Origin of the sequence: Mesorhizobium sp. M0571 (assembly GCF_040320985.1) — a bacterium.
Classification (GTDB): Bacteria; Pseudomonadota; Alphaproteobacteria; order Rhizobiales; family Rhizobiaceae; genus Mesorhizobium.
In genome coordinates this window covers 92,397-111,624 of sequence record NZ_JAMYQT010000014.1, presented here as the reverse complement: position 1 = coordinate 111,624, position 19,228 = coordinate 92,397, and the positions used below count along the sequence as shown (strand labels likewise).

The following is a 19,228-nucleotide window of genomic DNA, read 5'->3' as shown; positions in this document are numbered from 1 at the left end:
ACCACGGCTCGCGCAACGCATCGATCACGACCGCTTCATCGGGCTGCGCGCCTCGCCGTCGCGCCAGTCGCCGCTGGCCCACATGGCATCGAGGGCCGAGCGATAGTCGGGAAAGCGAAAGCGATAACCGGCCGCTTTGATCGCCGCGTTGGCGACACGCTTGTTCTCGCCATAGAAGGACCGCGCCATGGGCGAAAGTTGGGCGGTCTCGAACGGGATTTCCGGCGGCGGCTCGATGCCCATCAGAGAGGCGGCATAGGCGACGACGTTCTGGGGCGGCGCCGGTAGATCGTCGGTGACGTTGAAGATGCCGCCGCGATTGCCTTCGGCGAGATGCCAAAGCGCACCGGCAATATCGTCGCAATGGATGCGGTTGAACACCTGGCCCGGCTTGACCAGCCGCCGGGCGGTGCCGTTTTCCAGATTGACCAGGGCGTTGCGGCCCGGTCCGTAAATGCCGGAAAGCCGCAGAATCGCCACTGGCACGAAAATCGTCTTACTGCCAAATTTCAGCCATTGCCGTTCGGCCTTTACCCGCATGATGGAGCGCTTCGATACAGGCCGGCAGTGGGATGTTTCGTCCACCCAATCGCCGCCATGATCGCCATAGACACCGACAGTGGAGAGATAGCCGACCCATTCGAGCGCCGGCATCCATTGTTCGATCGGCTCGCTGAATGTTCCAAGAATGGGATCACCAGCCTCGTCCGGCGGAACGGAAATGATGAGGTGCGTCACCGCACTGATCTCGTCCAGGATACCGACCGTATTTTCGAACAGAATAGGCGTGATGCCGGCCTCCCTCAGCGCTTCGAACTTCTCCTGAGAGCGCGTGGTGCCGACGATCGTTGTACCTGGATCCTTGTTCGCGCGTGCGAACGCCATGCCTGAATAGCCAGCGCCAAATATCAGCACCTTCTTAATTGTCATACGCGCATCTCAGCCTGCATTTGGGGGTCTCGTGACGCAAAATGCCACTCGTTTCTCACAGCCTCGTCGGTCTCTGTTTTCACGGCAGAAATGGCACGTTCAGCGAATTCGGTCCCCGGCACAAGCCGCGACAGTGCCCATACAGCCGCCCCGCGAACCAGGGGCGAGGCATCGCCGAGCAGCGTGCGAACGGCGTCGGCAAGCGACAAATCGCCGGAATTGCCGGCGGCGGTCAGCACGTTGCGGATAAAACGGTCGCGGCCGATGCGCTTGACCGGCGAACCCGAAAAAAACGCGCGGAAGGCGGCGTCGTCCAGACGCAGCAGCTCGGCGAGCCGCGGTTCGCGCAGATCGTCGCGGGCGGCAAGCTTCGCCTCCGAGGCGGCTTGGGCGAACTTGTTCCATGGACAGGCAGCCAGGCAGTCGTCGCAGCCATAGATGCGATTGCCGATCCTTTCGCGGAACTCATGCGGGATCGGCCCCTTGTTCTCGATGGTGAGGTAGGAAATGCAGCGCCGCGCATCGAGCCGGTAGGGCGCGGGAAAGGCGTCGGTCGGGCAGACGTCGAGACAGGCGCGGCAGGAGCCGCAATGGTCGTCTTCGGGCGCGTCCGGCACGAGCTCGGCCGTCGTGAAGATGGTGCCGAGGAACAGCCAGGAGCCGTGCGCGCGGCTGACCAGATTGGTGTGCTTGCCTTGCCAGCCGAGGCCGGCGGCTTCGGCCAGCGGCTTTTCCATCACCGGCGCGGTGTCGACGAACACTTTCACGTCGCCACCGGTGCGCGCCACGATCTTGCTGGCGATCGCCTTCAGCCGGCCTTTCATGACGTCATGGTAGTCGCGGTTCTGCGCATAGGCCGAGATCGCGCCGCGGTCGCGCTTTGCCAGGATTTCGCGCGGGTCGTGGTCGGGGCCGTAATTCATCGCCAGCACGATGATCGAGCGGACCTCCGGCCAAAGTGCCGTCGGTTTGCCTCGCCGCTCGAGCGTTTCGGCAATCCAGCCCATCGAGCCGTGAAAGCCGTCGGCAACGAATTCGGCCAGCCGCGCCGGCGCCTGCGGGATCGCATCGGGCGTGGTGACGGCAACGGCGTCGAAGCCGGCGTTCCGCGCCTCGCGGTCGATCAGCGCGCGCAGCTTTGCCGCGTCAGAAATCGAGGTCTGCATAATGTGACACCGGCGACAGGCCGCGCACCCGGTCGGACAGGAGCGGCCGGAACGAAGGCCGTGATTTCACCCTGGTATACCATTCGCGCGCAGCGGTGTGTTCGCGCCAGTCGATCTCGCCGAGATAGTCGAGCACCGACAGCGTCGCCGCCGCCGCGAGATCGGCATAGGTGACCTTGTTGCCGGCCAGCCAATGACGGGTGCCGGCCAGCCAGTTGGTGTATTTCATATGCTGGCGGATGTTGGCGCGGGCGGCGCGGATCGCCGCCGAATCGGGCGAGCCGCCGCCCGCCGTTTCCGGCATGACCGGCTTCAGCACGCGCTCGCGAACCAGATGCCGGGTGACCTCGCTTTCCGCCTTGTTGAGATACCAGTCGGTCAGCCGGCGGATTTCGGCGCGCTCCATCGGGTCTTCGGCGAATAGCCGCTTGTCGCGCTTCAGCACGCCGCGCGTCTCATCGAGATATTCGGCGATGACCCCTGCGCCGACGATCGGCACGTCGCCCTCGGCGAGCAGGATCGGCAGCGTGCCGGCCGGGTTGAGCGCCAGGAACTCCTTGCGCCGCGTCCACGGCTTCTCTTCGATCAGCGCCAGTTCCTCGCCATACTCGCCAAAGGCGAGGCGGACGAAGCGGCAGCTGGCGAACATCGGATGGTGGAAAAGCGTCAGCATGGTCCCGCGATAATAGAGCGCACTGGCAAATTGCCGGCTGCGCCGGTAAGTCTTGATCGCCCGATTCACCGGGCTGTCAGGGTGCTGCGACCTATAGGGGGAGTTCCGCGCTGTGACAAGCAAGCCCTTTTCTCAAGCCCTCACCCCAACGCCGAGGTTGCCATGGAAAGCCAGACCGTCGTCGAAGCGCTGCTGCTCGGGCTGCTCGAGGGGTTGACCGAGTTCATTCCGGTGTCTTCGACCGGCCATATCCTGCTCGCCGGCCATTTCCTCGGCTTCCATTCGACCGGCAAGGCCTTTGAGATCCTGATCCAGCTCGGCGCCATATTGGCGATCCTCAGCGTCTATTTCCGCCGTCTCTGGAAGATGCTGCTCGAACTGCCCTACGATCGCCTGACGCGGCATTTCGTCCTTGGCATCCTCATCGCATTCCTGCCGGCGGCCGTCATCGGCGCGCTGGCGCATGATTTCATCAAGACGGTGCTGTTCGAATCGCCGCGGCTGATCTGCATCATGCTGATCATCGGCGGCGTCATCCTGCTGCTGGTCGATCGCATGAAGCCGAAGCCGTACTACCACGATGTCGAGCGGTTTCCGACCAGGCTCTATCTGCAGATCGGGCTGTTCCAGTGCCTGTCGCTGATCCCCGGCACGTCGCGCTCGGGTTCGACCATCGTCGGCGCGCTGCTGCTCGGCGTCGACAAGCGGGCGGCGGCGGAATTCTCCTTCTTCCTTGCCATCCCGACGATGGTCGGCGCCTTCGCCTTCGACCTGTTCAAGAACCGCAACGTGCTGAGCAGCGCCGACCTGCCCATCATCGCCGTCGGCTTCGTCGCCGCCTTCGTCACCGCATTGATCGTCGTGCGCTTCCTGCTCGACTACGTCTCGCGCCACGGCTACGCGCTGTTCGGCTGGTGGCGGCTGGTCGTCGGCATCGTCGGCCTGACAGCACTGGCCATCTGGGGGTGAGCCGGCGCGGATAGCGCAATCCCAGCCGGAACTCTATTCTTGCCCGAAGCCGAGCCATACGATCTTGTGGACGTATGGTTGGCAGGGGGAATGCATGAGCGAAGTTCTTGACGCCCTCGTTATTGGCGCCGGTCCGGCGGGACTCGGCGTCAGCTACTTCTTGAAACGGCAGGACCGCGACCACCGTGTGCTCGATCGAGGCCGGATCGGCGAGACGTGGCGAACGCAGCGGTGGAACTCTTTTCGACTCAATTCGCCGACCATTCGCTCCATCTTACCCGGTGATTCCTACGAGGGGCCCGAGCCGTGGGGCGCGATAACCCACCACGAATTTGTCGCGTATCTCGAAAGCTATGCCGAGCGGCACCGCCTGCCGGTAAGCACCCAAACTCCGGTGCAAGAGCTGACGAGAGACGACGGGAACTTTCGCATCACCACGACGGACGGGGCATTTCTGGCGCGCAACGTGGTGATCGCCACCGGCGACCAGAATCGGCAGGTCCGGCCAGCAGGGTCGGCGGATTTGCCAACCGCAATTCGCCAAGTCGATTCCTCGGCTTATCGCAACCCGGCCGAGTTCGAGAGTGGCGCGGTGCTGGTGGTCGGCAGCGGCCAGTCGGGCGGCCAGATCGCCGAGGATCTGGCGTTGGCAGGACGTGTGGTCTTTTTGGCGACCAGCCGCAACGGCCGTTGGGTGCGGCGCTACCGCGGGGGCAACATACTTAAATGGCTGACGCTGTCCGGTTTTCTCGACGTTCCGCGCAAGGAACTCGTCCTCCCCTCCGGCAAGCTGCAGGCCCGCGCGCTGGTCGGCGCGACCCATACGATCAGCCTGCAATCGCTGAGCGCGCAGGGCGTGGTGCTGCTCGGCCGCTTCAGGGGTGTGGAGAACGGCAACCTCGTCTTCGGCGACGAGCTCGACGACCATATGCGATTTGCCGACGAAGTCTCCGCGAATGCCAAGCGCCTGGTTGACGAGTACATCGAGCGCGCCGGCCTCCATGCGCCACTGGCCGAGGATGATCCGGCCGAGACGATTGAACCGCGCTTGCCCGATCCTCCGATCCGCTCCCTCGACTGGACGGCGAGCGGCATCAGATCAGTGATCTGGTGCACGGGCTTCACCGGCGATTTCTCATGGGTTCGGCTTCCCGGCGCGCTCGATGCGGCCGGCCAGCCCGTCCACGAGGATGGCGTCGGCGCTGTTCCAGGTCTCTTTTTCGCCGGCCTCGATTTCGGATCGACGCGGAAGTCGGGCACCATACCGGCCGTTCCAGGGGAGGCGGCCGCCGTCGTGGAGCGACTTGTCCAAGCGGGAGCCGACTTGCCACGGAACGGCGTCTAAACGAGCCGTCGAACGCGGGTTCTTGAACGTGCAAGAACATGACAGCTCTGGCGCGATCAAGACGACGCACGCTGCCTTTTGTCGAAGCGCACCGACAATTTTCCGTAGTCCGATTGGTGCGACAGCCAGAAATCGGCGGCACCTTCGATACGGCGCTCCGATTCGCGGCCGACTGCATCCATTGCCTCCATCAGCGTGCGGCGGCCTTGACCTCTGCGCGTCTTGACCTCGGCTGGTCGTCGTCGTGCTGACAGCTCTGGCCATATGGGATGAGCCGGCGCAGTCGTTCGGAATGGTCGACCTAGAGACGCCAAAGGAGGTGCATCAAGGCGCGCGATCGGTCAGCGCGCTTGCACCTTCCTCCGCGGCGCAATGTGCGCAGCAGTAGATGATGTCATCCTGTTCGACGCCATGTCCGATGATCCGGCATCCGCAATGCGGACACGTCGGAGCAAGTTTCTGGATCGCGCATTCGAAGCTGTCGAAAGTGTAGGTCACCTCGGCCATCGTCACTTTGAAAGCCTTGTCGTAGTCATTCCCGCATTGATCGCATCTGGCCATAGTTCTTTTCCTTCTTTCATTGGCCTCAAGCTCGACCAACCTGTCGCGCGGCGATAGGTTCCCGTCAGGATCATAGGGCCTTCCTAAGCGGGAGACGAGCGCGAGCCTGCGTCGCGGCGCTGTTCGATCAAGCGGATCACCTCGTCGATGTCCCGCGGCTCGATGTCGAGTTCCTTCAGGCCCGGCGCGTCGATTGCTGCCACATTGTCGTGACGCATAAGATCGATCTGGTTGCGCGTTATGGGGGTGGCCGGAAGGAGTTCCGCGACGCCAGCCAAGGCGTTCCACACCGCAAAGGGCACCGGCATCAGCTTGACGTGCATATCGAGCTGTCGGGCGATCTCCCGAAGCAGTTCCTTATAGGTGTAGATGCGCGGGCCACCGAATTCGAATATGGATGAACCCTTGCGGTTTGGCCCGTCGATCAGCCGGCTCACTGCTTCTGCGACGTCTGCCACATAGACCGGCTGAAGCCGCGTGCTACCGTCGCCGAACAGCGGATAGACCGGCAGGAGGCGTATCAGCCTCACAATGGTCGTGAGGAAAGCGTCGTCAGGTCCTGTCATGACGGCGGGACGCACAATGAAAGCGCCGGGAAATGCGCTCTCCACGGCAACTTCTCCGCGCCCACGTGCCCTAATATAATTCGAATCCGATTGAGGATCGGAGCCGATCCCCGAAATCTGCACGAACTTGTCGACCTCGCCATCGCGCGACGCGGCGGCGAGATCAGCCGCGGCTTTCACATGCACGCGTTCAAACGTCTGGACGCCCCGCTCGACATAAAGACTGACGGCATTCACGATCGCCTGTGATCCGGTAATGGCCGACCCGATCGAGGACGCATCCAATATATCCGCCTCGACTGCTTCGGGCATCCTTGTAGTCGAGGAAAAGACCAGGCCCACGCGAGCCGGGTGACGGGATGCGGCACGGACCGTGAAACCCCTTTCCAGGAGCCGCTTCACGATCCTGCGCCCGAGAAAGCCTGTTCCGCCGAACACAGTGACGATCCGTTCCATGTTGAGATCGTCAGGATCCATTTGCCTCACCATCCCGTGTCTTCGCATGCCTGCCGCGAGGACTGCTCTGGCCGGCATTTGAACCAGCCCGTCGAACATCAGGACGGTTGGAGAACAACGCAGGAACGCTTTTGTTCCAGAGGTCGACAAATGTTCCAGAGGTCGACAAACCGATCGATTGAGCGAAGCAGGTGAGTCGCCGGCACATGACGATCCAGGCTGCCGACGAAAAACCCGAATGTCTCCTGCCGGACTGTCCGCTTTTGCGCGGCGCATCGAAGGTCAGCAAATGGCGCTGCTTGTTTGTTCCCATCGACGAGACGATGGGCAATATCCACCCATCTCGGCCATTTGCGGCAGCTGATTGAGTTTTGACCCTAGGGTTCTATTTCCTGTTCACCCTGATCTGAACCGGAGGTCAGCGCAGCAAAACGAGCCCCACTTCGGGAATGGCCTAGTTCCGTCCGTAAAACACGTTCTCGACATGCACCGGCCAGCGCCATGGCAGCACCGCCACCATGTCGAAGCGCACCGACAATTTTCCGTAGTCGGATTGGCGCGAAAGCCAGAAATCGGCGGCACCCTCGATGCGGCGCTCCGATTCGCGGCCGACGGCTTCCATTGCCTCCATCAGCGTGCGGCGCGCCTTGACCTCGACGATCAGCACCAAATCGCCGCGCCGCGCGATCAGGTCGATCTCGCCGAACCTGGTGCGGTGGCGGCGGGCTAGAATCCGGTAGCCCTTCACCATCAGCGCCGCTGCCGCCAGCCATTCGCCGTGATGGCCGCGCCGGTAGGCCTTTTGCCGGCTGGCGCTCGGCCGTTCAACCATCGCCGTCTCCGCCGGCCCTGAGGTCGAGCAGCCGACGATAGAGCGCCTGCTTCTGGCCACCCGTCATCTTGGCGGCTTCCGCCGCTGCCTTGGAGGCCGGCATTTCGGCGGCGAGCGAAAGCAGAAGCCGGTCGATGTCCGCCGGTTCATCAGCGACCGCATCGGCCGGACCGACGCAGATGACGATTTCGCCTTTCGGCGTATCGGCTGCCGCGTAGTGGCTGGCAAGCGACTGCAAGGTGCCGGTCCGCATTTCCTCGAAGGTCTTGGTCAGCTCGCGGCCGATCGCCGCCTTGCGGGCACCGCCCAGCGCCTCGACCATAGCACTGAGCGTCTCGGCCAGTCGGCGCGGCGATTCGAAGAAGATCAGCGTTGCCGGCACGGCCTTCAGCACTTCCAGCCGCGTCAGCCGCTGCCCGGTCTTCACCGGCAGGAAGCCGGCAAACAGAAAGGCGTCCGAAGGCAGGCCGGATGCCGTCAAAGCGGCAACTGGCGCCGACGGTCCGGGGATCGGCACGACACGAATGCCGCGTTCCAGCGCCTCGCCGACCAGCCGGTAGCCGGGATCGGAGATGAGCGGCGTGCCGGCATCCGAGATCAGCGCCACGCTTTGCCCGGCCAGCAACGCCGCGATCAGCTTCGGCCCGGCCTCGCCGGCATTGTGCTCGTGATAGGCGGTGGTGCGGCGGCGGATGCCGTACCGGTCGAGCAGGACGCGCGAAACACGCGTGTCCTCGCAGGCGACGATATCGGCGGCGGCGAGCGTTTCCAGCGCGCGCAACGTGATGTCGGCGAGATTGCCGATCGGCGTCGCTACCAGATAGAGCGCCGGCTCAAGCGGTCGGGCGGCGATCTCGGTCTGCCCGATCACATAACTGCGTTTGGCCAATTCGCCGGTCACCTGCACAACTCCATTCGACCCTGTTTGGCACGGCTCACGCTTGGTTGCAAAAGCTTGGGTTGCAAAGGCCCGGGTTACAAAAGCCCGGACTTCCAGAAGGATGCCGACGTGAACCGGCGGCCATGCCTTCGCCACAGTAGGGAACGAAACCGTTGCCGGCGAATTTTACACCTGATCTCGGGAGGAGCAGGATGGACAGCCTGACAATACAGGACGTTTTCGAACCCTATTATGCCGGCCGCAAGCGCTTCGCCCCGCCGAGCGACAAGAGCCTGCCTGCCGAAGCCGCAGATGGCAGAGCCAAGAAGCCGCTCGCATGCCAGCCATTGGCAGAGCGCAAGCCCGCAACCGAAACCGACAACACGACGGAGCACTGACCGGACGATGCCCAATCGCTTCGACATTTTCATCACCCGTCTCGAAACAAAAAGCGCCCGTGATGGCGCAGCATCACATCCCACAGGCGACCAGCACCGTGCCCCGCGCGACAAAAGCGAGATCAAGCAGGCCCGCTCCGGAGAGGTTGCCAGCGAAAAAGATCGCGGCAAACACCGCCACAAGCACGAGGCTTGACCACCGGAAACCTTCGCGATTGGCCGAGACAGTTCTCGAAAGCGCGGTTGCGAATGCTCGGCGATGTATCATTCAACCCAGATACTTTGAGACGCGCGCTTGCAGCAGACCCACCAGAGCCGGGTCCATGAATTCATAATCGTCGGGAATATCGAGGCAGATCACGCGAGCCTTCCTCAGGCTGGTGTTGAATTTCCGTTGCAGTTTGGCTCGATGTGCCTTTTCCATCACGAAGATGATATCGGCCCAGGCGACGAGTTCGTGCGTCAACGGAGTGTCGGCATCGTGATTGGTGCCCGCTGATGCGACCTCGATGTCCCGGCGCTTGGAAAACACCTGCTCCGCAGTCGGGCTGCGCAAGCGATTCTGGCTGCAGATGAAGAGAACGTTCTTCAACGATGCTACCGCGCCAGATCCGCCACCACCGCATCGAGCACGATCATGCCGGCCGGCGTGGCGCGCAGGCGGGCGTTGCCGATCGGTGCCACGAGGCCTTCGTCCTGCAGCACCGAAAGCCGTGCCGTCGACAGGCCGCGCCCGGAGAACGCTTCGTAACGCGAAAGGTCGATGCCTTCCGCCAGCCTCAGCCCCATCAGCAGGAACTCGTCGGCCTCTTCCGATCGCGTCAAGATCTCGCCGCCGGTGACGCCATGGCCCTTGGCCTCGACCAGATTGGCCCAGGTCTCCGGCATTTTCTCGGCGATCGTCACCACGCGGCGGCCGCTCTCGACGAAGCGGCCATGCGCGCCGGGACCGACGCCGACATATTCGCCATAGCGCCAGTAGGTGAGATTGTGCCGGCTTTCGGCGCCGGGCCGGGCGTGGTTGGAAATCTCGTAGGCCGGCAGTCCGTGCGCGGCGGTGATCTCCTGCGTCAACGCGTAGAGATCGGCGGCAACATCATTGTCTGGAATGATGAATTTCCTTGCCGCATGCAGTGCGTGGAACGGCGTGCCTTCCTCGATGGTCAGCTGATAGAGCGACAGATGGTCGGCGGCGTGGCCGATCGCCTGCTCGAGCTCCGCCTGCCACGCTTCAGGCGTCTGGCCGGGCCGCGCGTAGATCAGGTCGAACGACAGCCGTGGGAAAATCTCGCGCGCCAGACCGATCGCGTGCAGGGCCTCATCGACATTGTGCAAACGGCCGAGAAAGCGCAGATCCTTGTCGTTCAGCGCCTGCACGCCGAGCGACACCCGGTTGACGCCCGCCGCGCGGTAGCCGCGAAAGCGCTCGGCCTCGACCGAGGAAGGATTGGCTTCCAGCGTCACCTCGATGCCATCAGGCACCGTCCAGTTCTTCGCCACGGCGTCCAGCACCGCGGCCACGGTCTGCGGCTTCATCAGCGACGGCGTGCCGCCGCCAAGAAAGATGCTCGTCACCTCGCGCGGCCCGGTGCGTGCGCGCATGGTCGCCAGTTCGGTTTCGAAGGCGCGCGCAAAACGCTCCTGGTCGACCGGCTGGTGGCGGACATGGCTGTTGAAGTCGCAATAGGGGCACTTGGCCGCACAGAACGGCCAGTGGATGTAGACGCCGAAACCCGGGCGGCGATCGAGCAGCATGGTCATGCGGCGCCCGATCGCGCCAAATCCAGTCTGGCTTGGGCGAATTTCTGGAAAGCGCGGGCGCGGTGCGACAATGCGGTTGGCTGGCCGGGTTTCCAGCCATGCTTTTCCTCCGCGCTCATCTCGCCGAAGGTCTTTTCGAAGCCGTCGGGCAAGAACACCGGGTCGTAGCCGAAGCCGAGCTCGCCGCGCGGCGGCCACACCAGCGTGCCTTCGACCTCGCCGCGAAAATATTCAGCCTCGCCGTCGGGAAAGGCCAGGCAGATGACCGCGACAAAGCGGCCCTTGCGCTGAGCAGGCGCGACCGCGCCGACTTCCTGCAAGGCCACTTCCGTGCGCTGCATGGCCATCCCGAAATCGCGGGAGCCGTCCGGCGTCTCGGCCCAGTTGGCGGTGTAGACGCCAGGCGCGCCGTCGAGCGCATCGACACACAGGCCGGAATCGTCCGAGAGCGCCGGCAATTCGGTGGCTTTGGCGGCGGCCAGGGCTTTTATGAGTGCGTTCTCCTCGAAGGTGGTGCCGGTCTCGTCCGGTTCCGGCAAGCCGTATTCCTTGGCCGACATCGCCTCGAAGCCGAACGGCGCCATCAGCTCGGCAAATTCGCGCAGCTTGCCGGCATTATGACTGGCGACGACGATCTTCTTCCCGTCAAGCGAATGAACAGTTGGCGAATGAACAGTTGGCGAATGCATCAGATGCCCCAGATTCTTGGCTCGGCGAATTCGATCGAATTGCTCGAGGGGTCGCGAATATAGATCGACCAGCCGCCCTGCGGCCACTCGAACTCGCTTTCGATGGCGATGCTCTTTGCTTCCAGATGCGCTTTCCAGCGCACGATCTCGTCGGCGCTTGCGGCGAAACAGAGATGGCCCTCGCCGACCGCGCCATGTGGCGGCACTGGCAGCCTGGCATCGGGCGCCGGCGGCACTTTGGTCGCTTCGGCGTTGAAGATGAGCAGCACGCCGTCGCCGCAGCGGAAGAAGAGATGCCTGCCGCCGACCTTGCCGAGCAGATCGAGCCCGAGCACGCCGGAATAGAACTCTTCCGCGGCAGCAAGATCCGTCACGTAGAGTGCTGATTCCAGGATTGCGGAAGGAGTCACAGGATCGTCAACCTCATCGTCATAAACTGAAGATCAGTCCACGGCCATCTGCTGCAGGCTGACCAGACGCTGAATGCCTTTCTTGGCCAGCCTCATCAGCGCCGCGAACTGCTCTTCCGAAAACGGCTCGCCCTCGGCCGTGCCCTGGATTTCGACAATGCCGCCCTTGCCGGTCATGACGAAATTGGCGTCGGTGCCGGCCGAGGAATCCTCGATATAGTCGAGATCGATGACCGGCTGGCCATCATGGATGCCGCAAGAGATTGCCGCAACGTGATCCTTCAGCACCTTGCCCAGGCTCGCCATCTGGCGGGCTTCCATCCAGCGCAGGCAGTCGTAGAGCGCCACCCAACCGCCGGTAATCGAAGCGGTGCGCGTGCCGCCGTCGGCCTGGATCACGTCGCAGTCGACGGTGATCTGCTGCTCGCCGAGCGCCTGCAGATCGACCACCGCGCGCAAGGAACGGCCGATCAACCGCTGGATCTCCAGTGTGCGGCCGCCTTGCTTGCCGGCCGACGCCTCGCGGCGCATGCGCTCGCCGGTCGAGCGCGGCAGCATGCCGTATTCCGCCGTCACCCAGCCCTTGCCGGAATTGCGCATCCAGCCCGGCACCTTTTCCTCCAGGCTGGCCGTGCACAGCACATGTGTGTCGCCGAACTTCACCAGGCACGAGCCCTCCGCGTGCTTGGAGACGCCGCGCTCGAAGGAGATGGGGCGCATTTCGTCGAATTGGCGTTTGGAAGGGCGCATTCAGGCTTCTTTCTTTCTTCGGAATCTTGGCCGGCTTGTAGCCGCACGGGGCGTGAGGCGCAAAGGAAAATGGACCGGTTGCGCCGACGCCGCAGAAGTCTATATCTTCGGGCCGGAGGTTTTTGGCTCGAATGACCAAGGCAGTCGATCCCGGTTCGCAATCACACGTGCTCCCGTCGCACGCGCTTCAATCGCCCGCATTTCAATCGCTCGACATGCGTTCGCGCGACATCTTCCGGCGCATCGTTGATTCTTATTTGAGGGATGGCGAGCCGGTCGGTTCGCGCAGCCTGTCGCGCATCCTGCCCTCGTCGCTGTCGCCGGCCACAATCCGCAACGTGATGAGCGACCTCGAGCATCTCGGCCTGATCTACGCGCCGCACATCTCGGCCGGCCGGCTGCCGACCCAGGCTGGCCTGCGCTTCTTCGTCGATGCTTTCATGGAGCTCGGCGACCTCTCCGACGAGGAGCGCCGCACCATCGAGGCGCAGGTACGCGCCTCCGGCTCGGGCGCGACGCTGGAGCATATGCTGACCGAGGCCAGCCAGATGCTATCCGGCATGTCGCGCGGCGCCGGCCTCGTGCTCGCCGCCAAAAACGAGGTGGCGCTGAAGCACATCGAATTCATCCAGCTCGAGCCGACCAAGGCGCTTGCCGTGCTGGTCTCGCAGAACGGCGACGTCGAAAACCGCGTCATCGACCTGCCCGCCGGCATCACCGTCTCGCAATTGCACGAAGCCTCGAACTTCCTCAACGCCCATATTCGCGGCCGCACGCTGGCCGAGGCGCGGGTCGAGATCGCCCGCATCAAGGAAGAGACGAGGGCAGCCCTCGACACGCTTTCGCAGGATCTGGTCGAGAAGGGCCTGGCGGTCTGGGCAGGTGCCGAAAGCGGGGTGCCTGGGCGGCTTATCGTGCGCGGCCGCGCCAATCTCCTGGAAAACGTCACCGCCCAGGCCGACATCGAGCTGCTGCGGCATTTGTTCGAGGATCTCGAGACCCAGGATGGGCTGATCCAGCTCCTCGACCTCGCCGAGGAAGGCCCGGGCGTGCGCATTTTCATCGGTTCGGAAAACAAGCTGTTTTCGCTGTCGGGCTCATCACTGGTGGTGGCACCCTATCGCGACAAGGATGCGCGCGTCGTCGGTGCGCTCGGCGTGATCGGGCCGACGCGGCTGAATTATGCGCGCATAGTACCGATGGTCGACTATACCGCGCAGCTGATTTCGCGCATGCTGCGCTAGGAGCCGCCGCGGCCTGCCGCAAGGAGAAAAAGAATGGCGCTGGAATCGTTCAAGGCCCAGATCAGCCTGCTGCTCGAGGAAATGGTCAACCAGCCCCAAGATCAGCACGAGGTACAGGAGCAATTGCGCGAAAAGCTGGGGGAGATGCGGGCCATGGGCTTGCCGCTGCCGGCCGATCTGGTCGCGCTGGAAAAGCGCCTCGACGACGATTTCTACGCCGCTGGCAAGTAACCGGGGTTCGGCTTCAAATCCTCGTGTGCTGGACGCCCGCTTGGAACGACCAATGCCTCATCCCGTTTGTCCTCTTCGAGGCGAATCCCGAAGGACGATGATGATCCGATCTGGCGGCTTTGCGGCCATTGCCGCTGCTCTCCTTGTTGCGACACCGGCATCCGCCCAGCAGGCGGATCAGAAGGTGCTCAAAGGCGAAGCCGCTTTTGGCGATTGGCACGCCGACAGGCCTGGCATCCGCCGCCTGATCGGGCCGCAAGACATGCCGACAGCCGATCCCGCCCAATCCGCTTCGAACGGCGCCGGCGTGGCGGAACGGCCCGAAAGCGCCAAGCCAGAATTGCCGCCGGGCTTCTCGGCCGAAATGATCGCATCCGGCATCGTCAATCCGCGCGTCGTGCGCGTCGCTCCGAATGGCGACCTGTTCGTTGCCAACAGCCATGCCGACCAGATACGCGTCTATCGTCTCGCCGAGGGCAGCGCCAAGCCCATCGAGAAAGCGATCTTCGCCAAGGGGCTCAGTTATCCATATGGCATCGCCTTCTATCCGCCAGGGGACAAGCCGCAATGGGTCTATGTCGCAAACAGCGACAGCATCGTCCGCTTCCCCTATCGCGACGGCGACCTAAAGGCGTCCGGCAAACCAGAAACCATTGTCGCCAAAATCCCGTCGGGCGGTCACTCGACCCGCGACATCGCCTTCTCGCCGGATGGCAAGACGCTTTATCTGTCGGTTGGCTCCGCCTCGAACGTCGCCGAAGACATGGATAAGGAGCCGGATGGCGGCCTCGACGCCTGGGCGAAATCAAAGCCGCTCGGTGCGGCCTGGGGCTCCGAGGACGGCCGTGCCGATGTGCTCGCCTTCGACCCGGATGGCAAAAATCCCCGAACTGTCGCCACCGGCCTGCGCAACTGTACGGGCATGACCGTGCAGTCAGCCACCGGCGCGTTGTGGTGCGTCGTCAACGAGCGCGACGAACTCGGCGACAATGTGCCGTTCGAATTTGCAACTGAAGTCAAGGACGGCGCTTTCTATGGTTGGCCTTGGTACTACATCGGCAATCACGACGATCCGCGCCATCAGGGCGAGCGGCCCGACCTCGCCGGCAAGGCCACTGTCCCCGACGTGCTGATGCAAGCGCATTCGGCGCCGATGAACATAGCCTTCTACGACGGCGAGAACTTTCCGGCGGATTATCACGGTGACGCTTTCGTCACCATGCATGGTTCGTGGAACCGCGGCGCCAGGACCGGCTACAAGGTGGTGAGGCTCAAATTCAGGGACGGCAAGCCGACCGGTGCGTATGAGGACTTCATGACCGGCTTCGTGATCTCGAACGACGCCGTCTGGGGCCGCCCGGTCGGTGTCGCCATGGCCAAGGACGGCTCGCTGATCGTCACCGAGGACGGTAACGGCACCATCTGGCGCATCACCTATGGAGACGGTCGCTCTTAACGGGGCCGAATCGTCTCCTGCGCTGGAGTAATCGAATCCGGCCCGAGGGAATTCACCCAACTTCAACATTGTGCGACAAGCTCGAATCATGACGCTCACTGGGTTCCTCGCCTATAGTGCCGCCCTCGGCATTGCCGCAGCCATCCCCGGCCCCGGCGTCACCGCGCTCGTTGCGCGTGCGCTGGGTTCGGGCTTCCGCTCGTCGCTGGCCATGTCGTTCGGGCTGATGCTCGGCGACCTGACCTATCGTACTGCCGTGGTGCTCGGCCTCGCTTTCGTCGCGCAGACTTTCGGCATGGTCTTCCTGGCCATCAAATGGCTGGGCGTCGCCTACCTCGCTTTTCTTGGCTGGCGCTTCTGGACGAGCGGCATCACGCCCGAAACGGTGGAGGCGAAGAAAGGCAAGGGCGGCTTGGCATCCAGCTTTGTAGCCGGCCTCGCCGTCACTCTCGGCAATCCGAAGACGATGATCTTCTATCTCGCCATCACCCCGACCATCGTCGATCTGAAGACGATCACGCTGGCCGATTACGGCATCCTTGTCGCGCTCACCATCGTCGTCCTGCTCGTGGTGCTGGTGCCCTATCTGGCGCTGGCTGCCAAGGCACGCTGGTTCCTGAAGTCGCCGCGTGCGCTGAGGGCACTCAACCGCACCGCCGCCGGTTTCATGATCGGGGCGGCAGCAGCAATCGCCGCCCGCCAATAGCGTCTTTCGCCAAGCCGCCCAAGGATTGTCACGCCTTTCCAAAGCGGTGGTATTTCGGCACGAACTTCACTCGGATATTTTCGATCGACAGCCTATCTTGCGCTGCGGATGGCTCTATCTTATGCCCGCCCGACTCTTGCCGCTTGACCTCTGGGAGGAAAACCAATGAACAAGCCCGCCACCCCCACACACGTGCCCGGCCGCGGCCGCATCTACAATTCGATCACCGAGACGATCGGCGACACGCCGCTGGTGCGGCTCGACAAATTCGCCAGGGAGAAGGGTGTCGTCGCCAATCTGCTCGCCAAGCTCGAATTCTTCAACCCGATCGGCTCGGTCAAGGACCGCATCGGCGTGTCGATGATCGAGGCGCTGGAGGCTTCGGGCAGGATTACGCCCGGCAAGACCACGCTGATCGAGCCGACCTCGGGCAATACCGGCATCGCGCTCGCCTTTGCCGCCGCTGCCAAGGGCTACAAGCTGATCCTGACCATGCCGGAAACCATGTCGGTCGAGCGCCGCAAGATGCTGGCGCTGCTCGGTGCCGAACTGGTGCTGACCGAAGGGCCGAAAGGCATGAAAGGCGCCATCGCCAAGGCCGACGAGCTGGCGGCAACGCTGCCCGACGCCGTCATCCCGCAACAATTCGAGAACCCGGCCAATCCGGAAATCCATCGCCGCACCACGGCCGAGGAAATCTGGAACGACACCCATGGCGAAGTCGATATCTTCGTTGCCGGCATCGGTACCGGCGGTACCATCACCGGCGTCGGCCAGGTGCTGAAGAAGCGCAAGCCGTCGGTGCATGTCGTCGCCGTCGAGCCGGAAGCCTCGCCGGTGTTATCCGGCGGCCAGCCAGGCCCGCACAAGATCCAGGGCATTGGCGCCGGCTTCGCACCAAAAATCCTCGACACGACGATCTATGACGAGATCGTCAAGGTCTCGAACGAGGATTCGGTCGCCAATGCACGGCTCGTCGCCCGCCTCGAAGGTGTGCCGGTCGGCATCTCGTCGGGTGCCGCCCTGCAAGCGGCGATCGTCGTCGGCTCGCGGCCGGAGAACAAGGGCAAGAATCTCGTCGTCGTCATCCCCTCCTTCGCCGAGCGCTACCTCTCGACGATCCTGTTCGAGGGATTGGGTGCTTAGGTTTTCGACACAGGATCGATTCGTAGCGATCCTTCGCGCCCCCCTCTGCCCTGCCGGGCATCTCCCCCACTTGGGGGGAGATTGGCAGCTTCAGCGCGCCGCTCACTCCTGCAACGTTGGCGATTGGCGAAAGCCGAAATGACGTCCAATCTCCCCACTCGTGGGGGAGAGGTCCAGCAGGACAGAGGGGGCGTTGTCCCGCCGGCATCAACAGGTTTCTGTGGCCGACTCAAGGACGTGTCTCAATCATCCGCCGCCCGTTCGCAAAGCCCTGCCCGTCGGTCCTGCAGGAACCGGCGCACGGCCGGGTCGCGTTCGAGGCCGATAGCCCGGTCATAGGCCTCGCTCGCTTGCGGAACTTTGCCGAGCCTGGCCAGCAGGCCCGCGCGCGCCGCCCAATAGGGCTGGTAGTCGGCAAGCCGCTTGTCGTCGCCAAGCTCATCAAGTGCACTCAATCCTGCCGCCGCGCCGCCGACCTCGGCAATGGCCACCGCGCGGTTGATCGAAACCACCGGCGAGCCGGCAATCACCGACAGCGCGTCATAGAGCTCCTTGATCGCGACCCAGTCGGTACAACCGGTCAGCCGTCGTGTCGTATGGGCGGACTGCACGGCGGCCTCGAGCTGGTAGCGGCCGACAACGCTCTTGGCCGCGGCGCGCCTGAGCAGCGTCTCCGCTTCATCGATCATTGTATCGTCCCACAGTGCAAGATCCTGCTCGGCCAGCGGTACATAATCGCCCGCCGCGTTGCGCCGCGCTGCACGCCGCGCCTCGGCGAACAGCATCAGCGCCAGCAGGCCGAGCGCTTCCGGTTCGTCCGGCATTAACGTGGCCAGCAGACGGCCGAGCCAGATGCCTTCGGTCGCGAGATTACGGCGCAGCGTTTCGGTGCCGGCCGGGTCGGACCAGCCTTCGGCAAACGCCGCGTAGATCGCTTCCAGAACGGTGCCCAGCCGCTCGCCGAGTTCGGCCCTCTCCGGGACGCGAAACGGAATGCCGGTCTCGCGGATGCGGGTCTTGGCGCGCACCAGGCGCTGGCTCATCGTGGCTGGCGAGACAAGAAAAGCCGAGGCGATGGTCGCTGCGTCGAAGCCAAGGACGGTCTGCAGGATCAGCGGCGCTCGCACGCCGGCCTCGATAGCCGGATGGGCGCAGGCAAACATCAGCCTGAGCCGCTCGTCCGGCAGGTCTTCGTCGGCCATGCGTGCCTCCATCTCCTCGGCGATCAGCCTGAGGTGGTCGCGGCCCGCCTCGCTGGTCAGCCGCCGCCGGATTGCGTCGACGCGGCGCCTGCGCGCCACCGCCAGCAGCCAGGCTTCCGGCTTGTCGGGCACACCCGCCTGTGGCCAACGCTCGAGCGCCGCTGCAAAGGCATCGGCCAAGGCGTCCTCGGCACCGGCCACGTCGCGCGTGCGCGCGGCGAGATAGGCGACCAGCTTGCCGTAGCTTTGCCGGGCGGCCGCTTCCGCCGCCGCCCGCGCCATCTCCGGGCGACCGTCCATCACATGGTCATTTCTCAGATAAGTACTCCGTCATTTCCCAGATCGGCCGCACCTCGACCGTGCCGGTGCTGGCGCCCGGGCAGCGTGCCGCCCAGGCAATGGCCGCGTCGACGTCCTCCGCTTCGATCATATAGAAGCCGGCAAGCTGCTCCTTGGTGTCGGCATAGGGGCCGTCGAGCACGTTGGTCTTACCGTTGGCCATCCGCACCGAGGTGGCGGATTGCGTCGACTTCAACCGGTCGCCGGCAAGCCAGGCGCCCGATTTCTTCAGCGCTTCGGTGTAGGCGACATAGGCGCTCGACATCTGTGTCACCGCGTCTGCCGGCGCGGCTGCCATCCCGGCTTCGTTTCCGTAGATCAAAAGCATGTATCGCATGGTCTTCTCCCGTTTCTCGAAGGCCGCATCGTTGCGAGCCGGACGTATGTCGCGCGGCCCTGCCCGATTTCGACAGGCGCTGGAAAAATCTTTCGGCCGCGATGCGACATCGCGCAAGCGCCTGTGTGTTGCGGCATTGCTTAGCCGTTCGTCTAATCACTGCTATTGCGGGTTGGCATTT

Annotated in this window: 24 protein-coding genes and 1 pseudogene; 10 read left to right on the top strand and 15 right to left on the bottom strand. The window is 63.7% G+C overall.

The window, feature by feature from the left end:
• Positions 1 to 24: 24 nt before the first annotated feature.
• The 3 genes from NKI85_RS18190 to NKI85_RS18180 are packed head-to-tail and all read right to left on the bottom strand — an operon-like array spanning position 25 to position 2,769.
• Positions 25 to 930 carry an SDR family NAD(P)-dependent oxidoreductase gene (locus NKI85_RS18190; protein ID WP_352528612.1) on the bottom strand — a complete coding sequence of 302 codons (906 nt, stop codon included), beginning with the start codon at positions 928 to 930 and terminating at the stop codon, positions 25 to 27.
• Positions 927 to 2,096: a tRNA epoxyqueuosine(34) reductase QueG gene (gene queG / locus NKI85_RS18185; RefSeq protein WP_352777277.1), complete on the bottom strand. Its 1,170-nt coding sequence runs from the start codon at positions 2,094 to 2,096 to the stop codon at positions 927 to 929. The genes NKI85_RS18190 and queG overlap by 4 nt, the downstream gene beginning before the upstream one ends.
• Positions 2,077 to 2,769, bottom strand: a complete 693-nt coding sequence (locus NKI85_RS18180) for a glutathione S-transferase family protein (protein WP_352528700.1) — start codon at positions 2,767 to 2,769, stop codon at positions 2,077 to 2,079. The genes queG and NKI85_RS18180 overlap by 20 nt, the downstream gene beginning before the upstream one ends.
• A gap of 162 nt (positions 2,770 to 2,931) precedes the next feature.
• Between NKI85_RS18180 and NKI85_RS18175 the strand changes: the two genes are divergently transcribed.
• On the top strand, positions 2,932 to 3,738 hold the full coding sequence (locus NKI85_RS18175) for an undecaprenyl-diphosphate phosphatase (protein WP_352528616.1): 807 nt from the start codon (positions 2,932 to 2,934) through the stop codon (positions 3,736 to 3,738).
• A gap of 94 nt (positions 3,739 to 3,832) precedes the next feature.
• Positions 3,833 to 5,083 (top strand): flavin-containing monooxygenase, encoded by a 1,251-nt coding sequence (locus tag NKI85_RS18170; protein ID WP_352777275.1) that lies wholly within the window; start codon positions 3,833 to 3,835, stop codon positions 5,081 to 5,083.
• Between the two features lie 80 nt (positions 5,084 to 5,163).
• On the opposite strand, the pseudogene NKI85_RS37925 reads toward NKI85_RS18170, so the two are convergent.
• From NKI85_RS37925 to NKI85_RS18160, 3 genes and pseudogenes are all read right to left on the bottom strand, one after another.
• A pseudogene (locus tag NKI85_RS37925) lies at positions 5,164 to 5,292 on the bottom strand (YraN family protein); the annotation flags it as partial.
• Between the two features lie 115 nt (positions 5,293 to 5,407).
• The gene (locus tag NKI85_RS18165; RefSeq protein WP_502896079.1) at positions 5,408 to 5,644 is read right to left on the bottom strand and encodes a metallothionein; all 237 of its coding nucleotides are present in this window, start codon (positions 5,642 to 5,644) and stop codon (positions 5,408 to 5,410) included.
• Positions 5,645 to 5,727: 83 nt separating this feature from the next.
• Entirely contained in the window at positions 5,728 to 6,687 is a 960-nt protein-coding gene (locus NKI85_RS18160; protein ID WP_352528618.1) for a complex I NDUFA9 subunit family protein, read from the bottom strand.
• A gap of 185 nt (positions 6,688 to 6,872) precedes the next feature.
• Here NKI85_RS18160 and NKI85_RS18155 point away from each other — a divergent pair, with 185 nt between their 5' ends.
• Positions 6,873 to 7,034, top strand: a complete 162-nt coding sequence (locus NKI85_RS18155; RefSeq protein WP_352528708.1) for a hypothetical protein — start codon at positions 6,873 to 6,875, stop codon at positions 7,032 to 7,034.
• Positions 7,035 to 7,120: 86 nt separating this feature from the next.
• On the opposite strand, the gene NKI85_RS18150 is transcribed toward NKI85_RS18155, so the two are convergent.
• Positions 7,121 to 7,498, bottom strand: a complete 378-nt coding sequence (locus tag NKI85_RS18150) for a YraN family protein (RefSeq protein ID WP_352528620.1) — start codon at positions 7,496 to 7,498, stop codon at positions 7,121 to 7,123.
• Positions 7,491 to 8,399, bottom strand: coding sequence for a 16S rRNA (cytidine(1402)-2'-O)-methyltransferase (gene rsmI, locus NKI85_RS18145; protein WP_352777273.1), 909 nt, complete (start codon positions 8,397 to 8,399; stop codon positions 7,491 to 7,493). The genes NKI85_RS18150 and rsmI overlap by 8 nt, the downstream gene beginning before the upstream one ends.
• 191 nt (positions 8,400 to 8,590) lie before the next feature.
• Between rsmI and NKI85_RS18140 the strand changes: the two genes are divergently transcribed.
• On the top strand, positions 8,591 to 8,776 hold the full coding sequence (locus NKI85_RS18140; RefSeq protein WP_352528624.1) for a hypothetical protein: 186 nt from the start codon (positions 8,591 to 8,593) through the stop codon (positions 8,774 to 8,776).
• A gap of 7 nt (positions 8,777 to 8,783) precedes the next feature.
• Positions 8,784 to 8,972, top strand: a complete 189-nt coding sequence (locus NKI85_RS18135) for a hypothetical protein (protein WP_352528626.1) — start codon at positions 8,784 to 8,786, stop codon at positions 8,970 to 8,972.
• A 72-nt stretch (positions 8,973 to 9,044) separates the two neighbouring features.
• Here the strand turns inward: NKI85_RS18135 and NKI85_RS18130 are convergent, their stop codons facing one another.
• From NKI85_RS18130 to rph, 5 genes are read right to left on the bottom strand one after another with little or no spacing between them, the layout of a single operon-like run.
• Positions 9,045 to 9,368 (bottom strand): low molecular weight protein tyrosine phosphatase family protein, encoded by a 324-nt coding sequence (locus NKI85_RS18130; RefSeq protein WP_352528628.1) that lies wholly within the window; start codon positions 9,366 to 9,368, stop codon positions 9,045 to 9,047.
• A gap of 5 nt (positions 9,369 to 9,373) precedes the next feature.
• The gene (hemW, locus tag NKI85_RS18125) at positions 9,374 to 10,537 is read right to left on the bottom strand and encodes a radical SAM family heme chaperone HemW (protein WP_352777270.1); all 1,164 of its coding nucleotides are present in this window, start codon (positions 10,535 to 10,537) and stop codon (positions 9,374 to 9,376) included.
• The gene (gene rdgB, locus NKI85_RS18120) at positions 10,534 to 11,226 is read right to left on the bottom strand and encodes an RdgB/HAM1 family non-canonical purine NTP pyrophosphatase (protein ID WP_352777268.1); all 693 of its coding nucleotides are present in this window, start codon (positions 11,224 to 11,226) and stop codon (positions 10,534 to 10,536) included. Before rdgB ends, hemW begins: the two co-directional genes overlap by 4 nt.
• The gene (locus NKI85_RS18115; RefSeq protein WP_352777266.1) at positions 11,226 to 11,636 is read right to left on the bottom strand and encodes a VOC family protein; all 411 of its coding nucleotides are present in this window, start codon (positions 11,634 to 11,636) and stop codon (positions 11,226 to 11,228) included. Before NKI85_RS18115 ends, rdgB begins: the two co-directional genes overlap by 1 nt.
• Positions 11,637 to 11,669: 33 nt before the next feature.
• Positions 11,670 to 12,386 (bottom strand): ribonuclease PH, encoded by a 717-nt coding sequence (rph, locus tag NKI85_RS18110; RefSeq protein ID WP_352528636.1) that lies wholly within the window; start codon positions 12,384 to 12,386, stop codon positions 11,670 to 11,672.
• A gap of 131 nt (positions 12,387 to 12,517) precedes the next feature.
• On the opposite strand from rph, the gene hrcA reads away from it, so the two are divergent.
• From hrcA to cysK, 5 genes are all read left to right on the top strand, one after another.
• On the top strand, positions 12,518 to 13,630 hold the full coding sequence (hrcA, locus tag NKI85_RS18105; protein ID WP_352777264.1) for a heat-inducible transcriptional repressor HrcA: 1,113 nt from the start codon (positions 12,518 to 12,520) through the stop codon (positions 13,628 to 13,630).
• Between the two features lie 33 nt (positions 13,631 to 13,663).
• Positions 13,664 to 13,861 (top strand): hypothetical protein, encoded by a 198-nt coding sequence (locus tag NKI85_RS18100; RefSeq protein WP_352528640.1) that lies wholly within the window; start codon positions 13,664 to 13,666, stop codon positions 13,859 to 13,861.
• Positions 13,862 to 13,961: 100 nt separating this feature from the next.
• Entirely contained in the window at positions 13,962 to 15,317 is a 1,356-nt protein-coding gene (locus NKI85_RS18095; RefSeq protein WP_352777374.1) for a PQQ-dependent sugar dehydrogenase, read from the top strand.
• Positions 15,318 to 15,405: 88 nt separating this feature from the next.
• Complete coding sequence (locus NKI85_RS18090) at positions 15,406 to 16,023, top strand: LysE family translocator (protein WP_352777261.1); 618 nt, start codon at positions 15,406 to 15,408, stop codon at positions 16,021 to 16,023.
• A gap of 165 nt (positions 16,024 to 16,188) precedes the next feature.
• Positions 16,189 to 17,169 carry a cysteine synthase A gene (gene cysK / locus NKI85_RS18085; protein ID WP_352777259.1) on the top strand — a complete coding sequence of 327 codons (981 nt, stop codon included), beginning with the start codon at positions 16,189 to 16,191 and terminating at the stop codon, positions 17,167 to 17,169.
• A gap of 242 nt (positions 17,170 to 17,411) precedes the next feature.
• On the opposite strand, the gene NKI85_RS18080 is transcribed toward cysK, so the two are convergent.
• Both NKI85_RS18080 and NKI85_RS18075 read right to left on the bottom strand, forming a co-directional pair.
• Positions 17,412 to 18,671 (bottom strand): RNA polymerase sigma factor, encoded by a 1,260-nt coding sequence (locus tag NKI85_RS18080; protein WP_352777257.1) that lies wholly within the window; start codon positions 18,669 to 18,671, stop codon positions 17,412 to 17,414.
• Between the two features lie 7 nt (positions 18,672 to 18,678).
• Positions 18,679 to 19,047 (bottom strand): YciI family protein, encoded by a 369-nt coding sequence (locus NKI85_RS18075; RefSeq protein ID WP_352528647.1) that lies wholly within the window; start codon positions 19,045 to 19,047, stop codon positions 18,679 to 18,681.
• Positions 19,048 to 19,228: the final 181 nt, after the last annotated feature.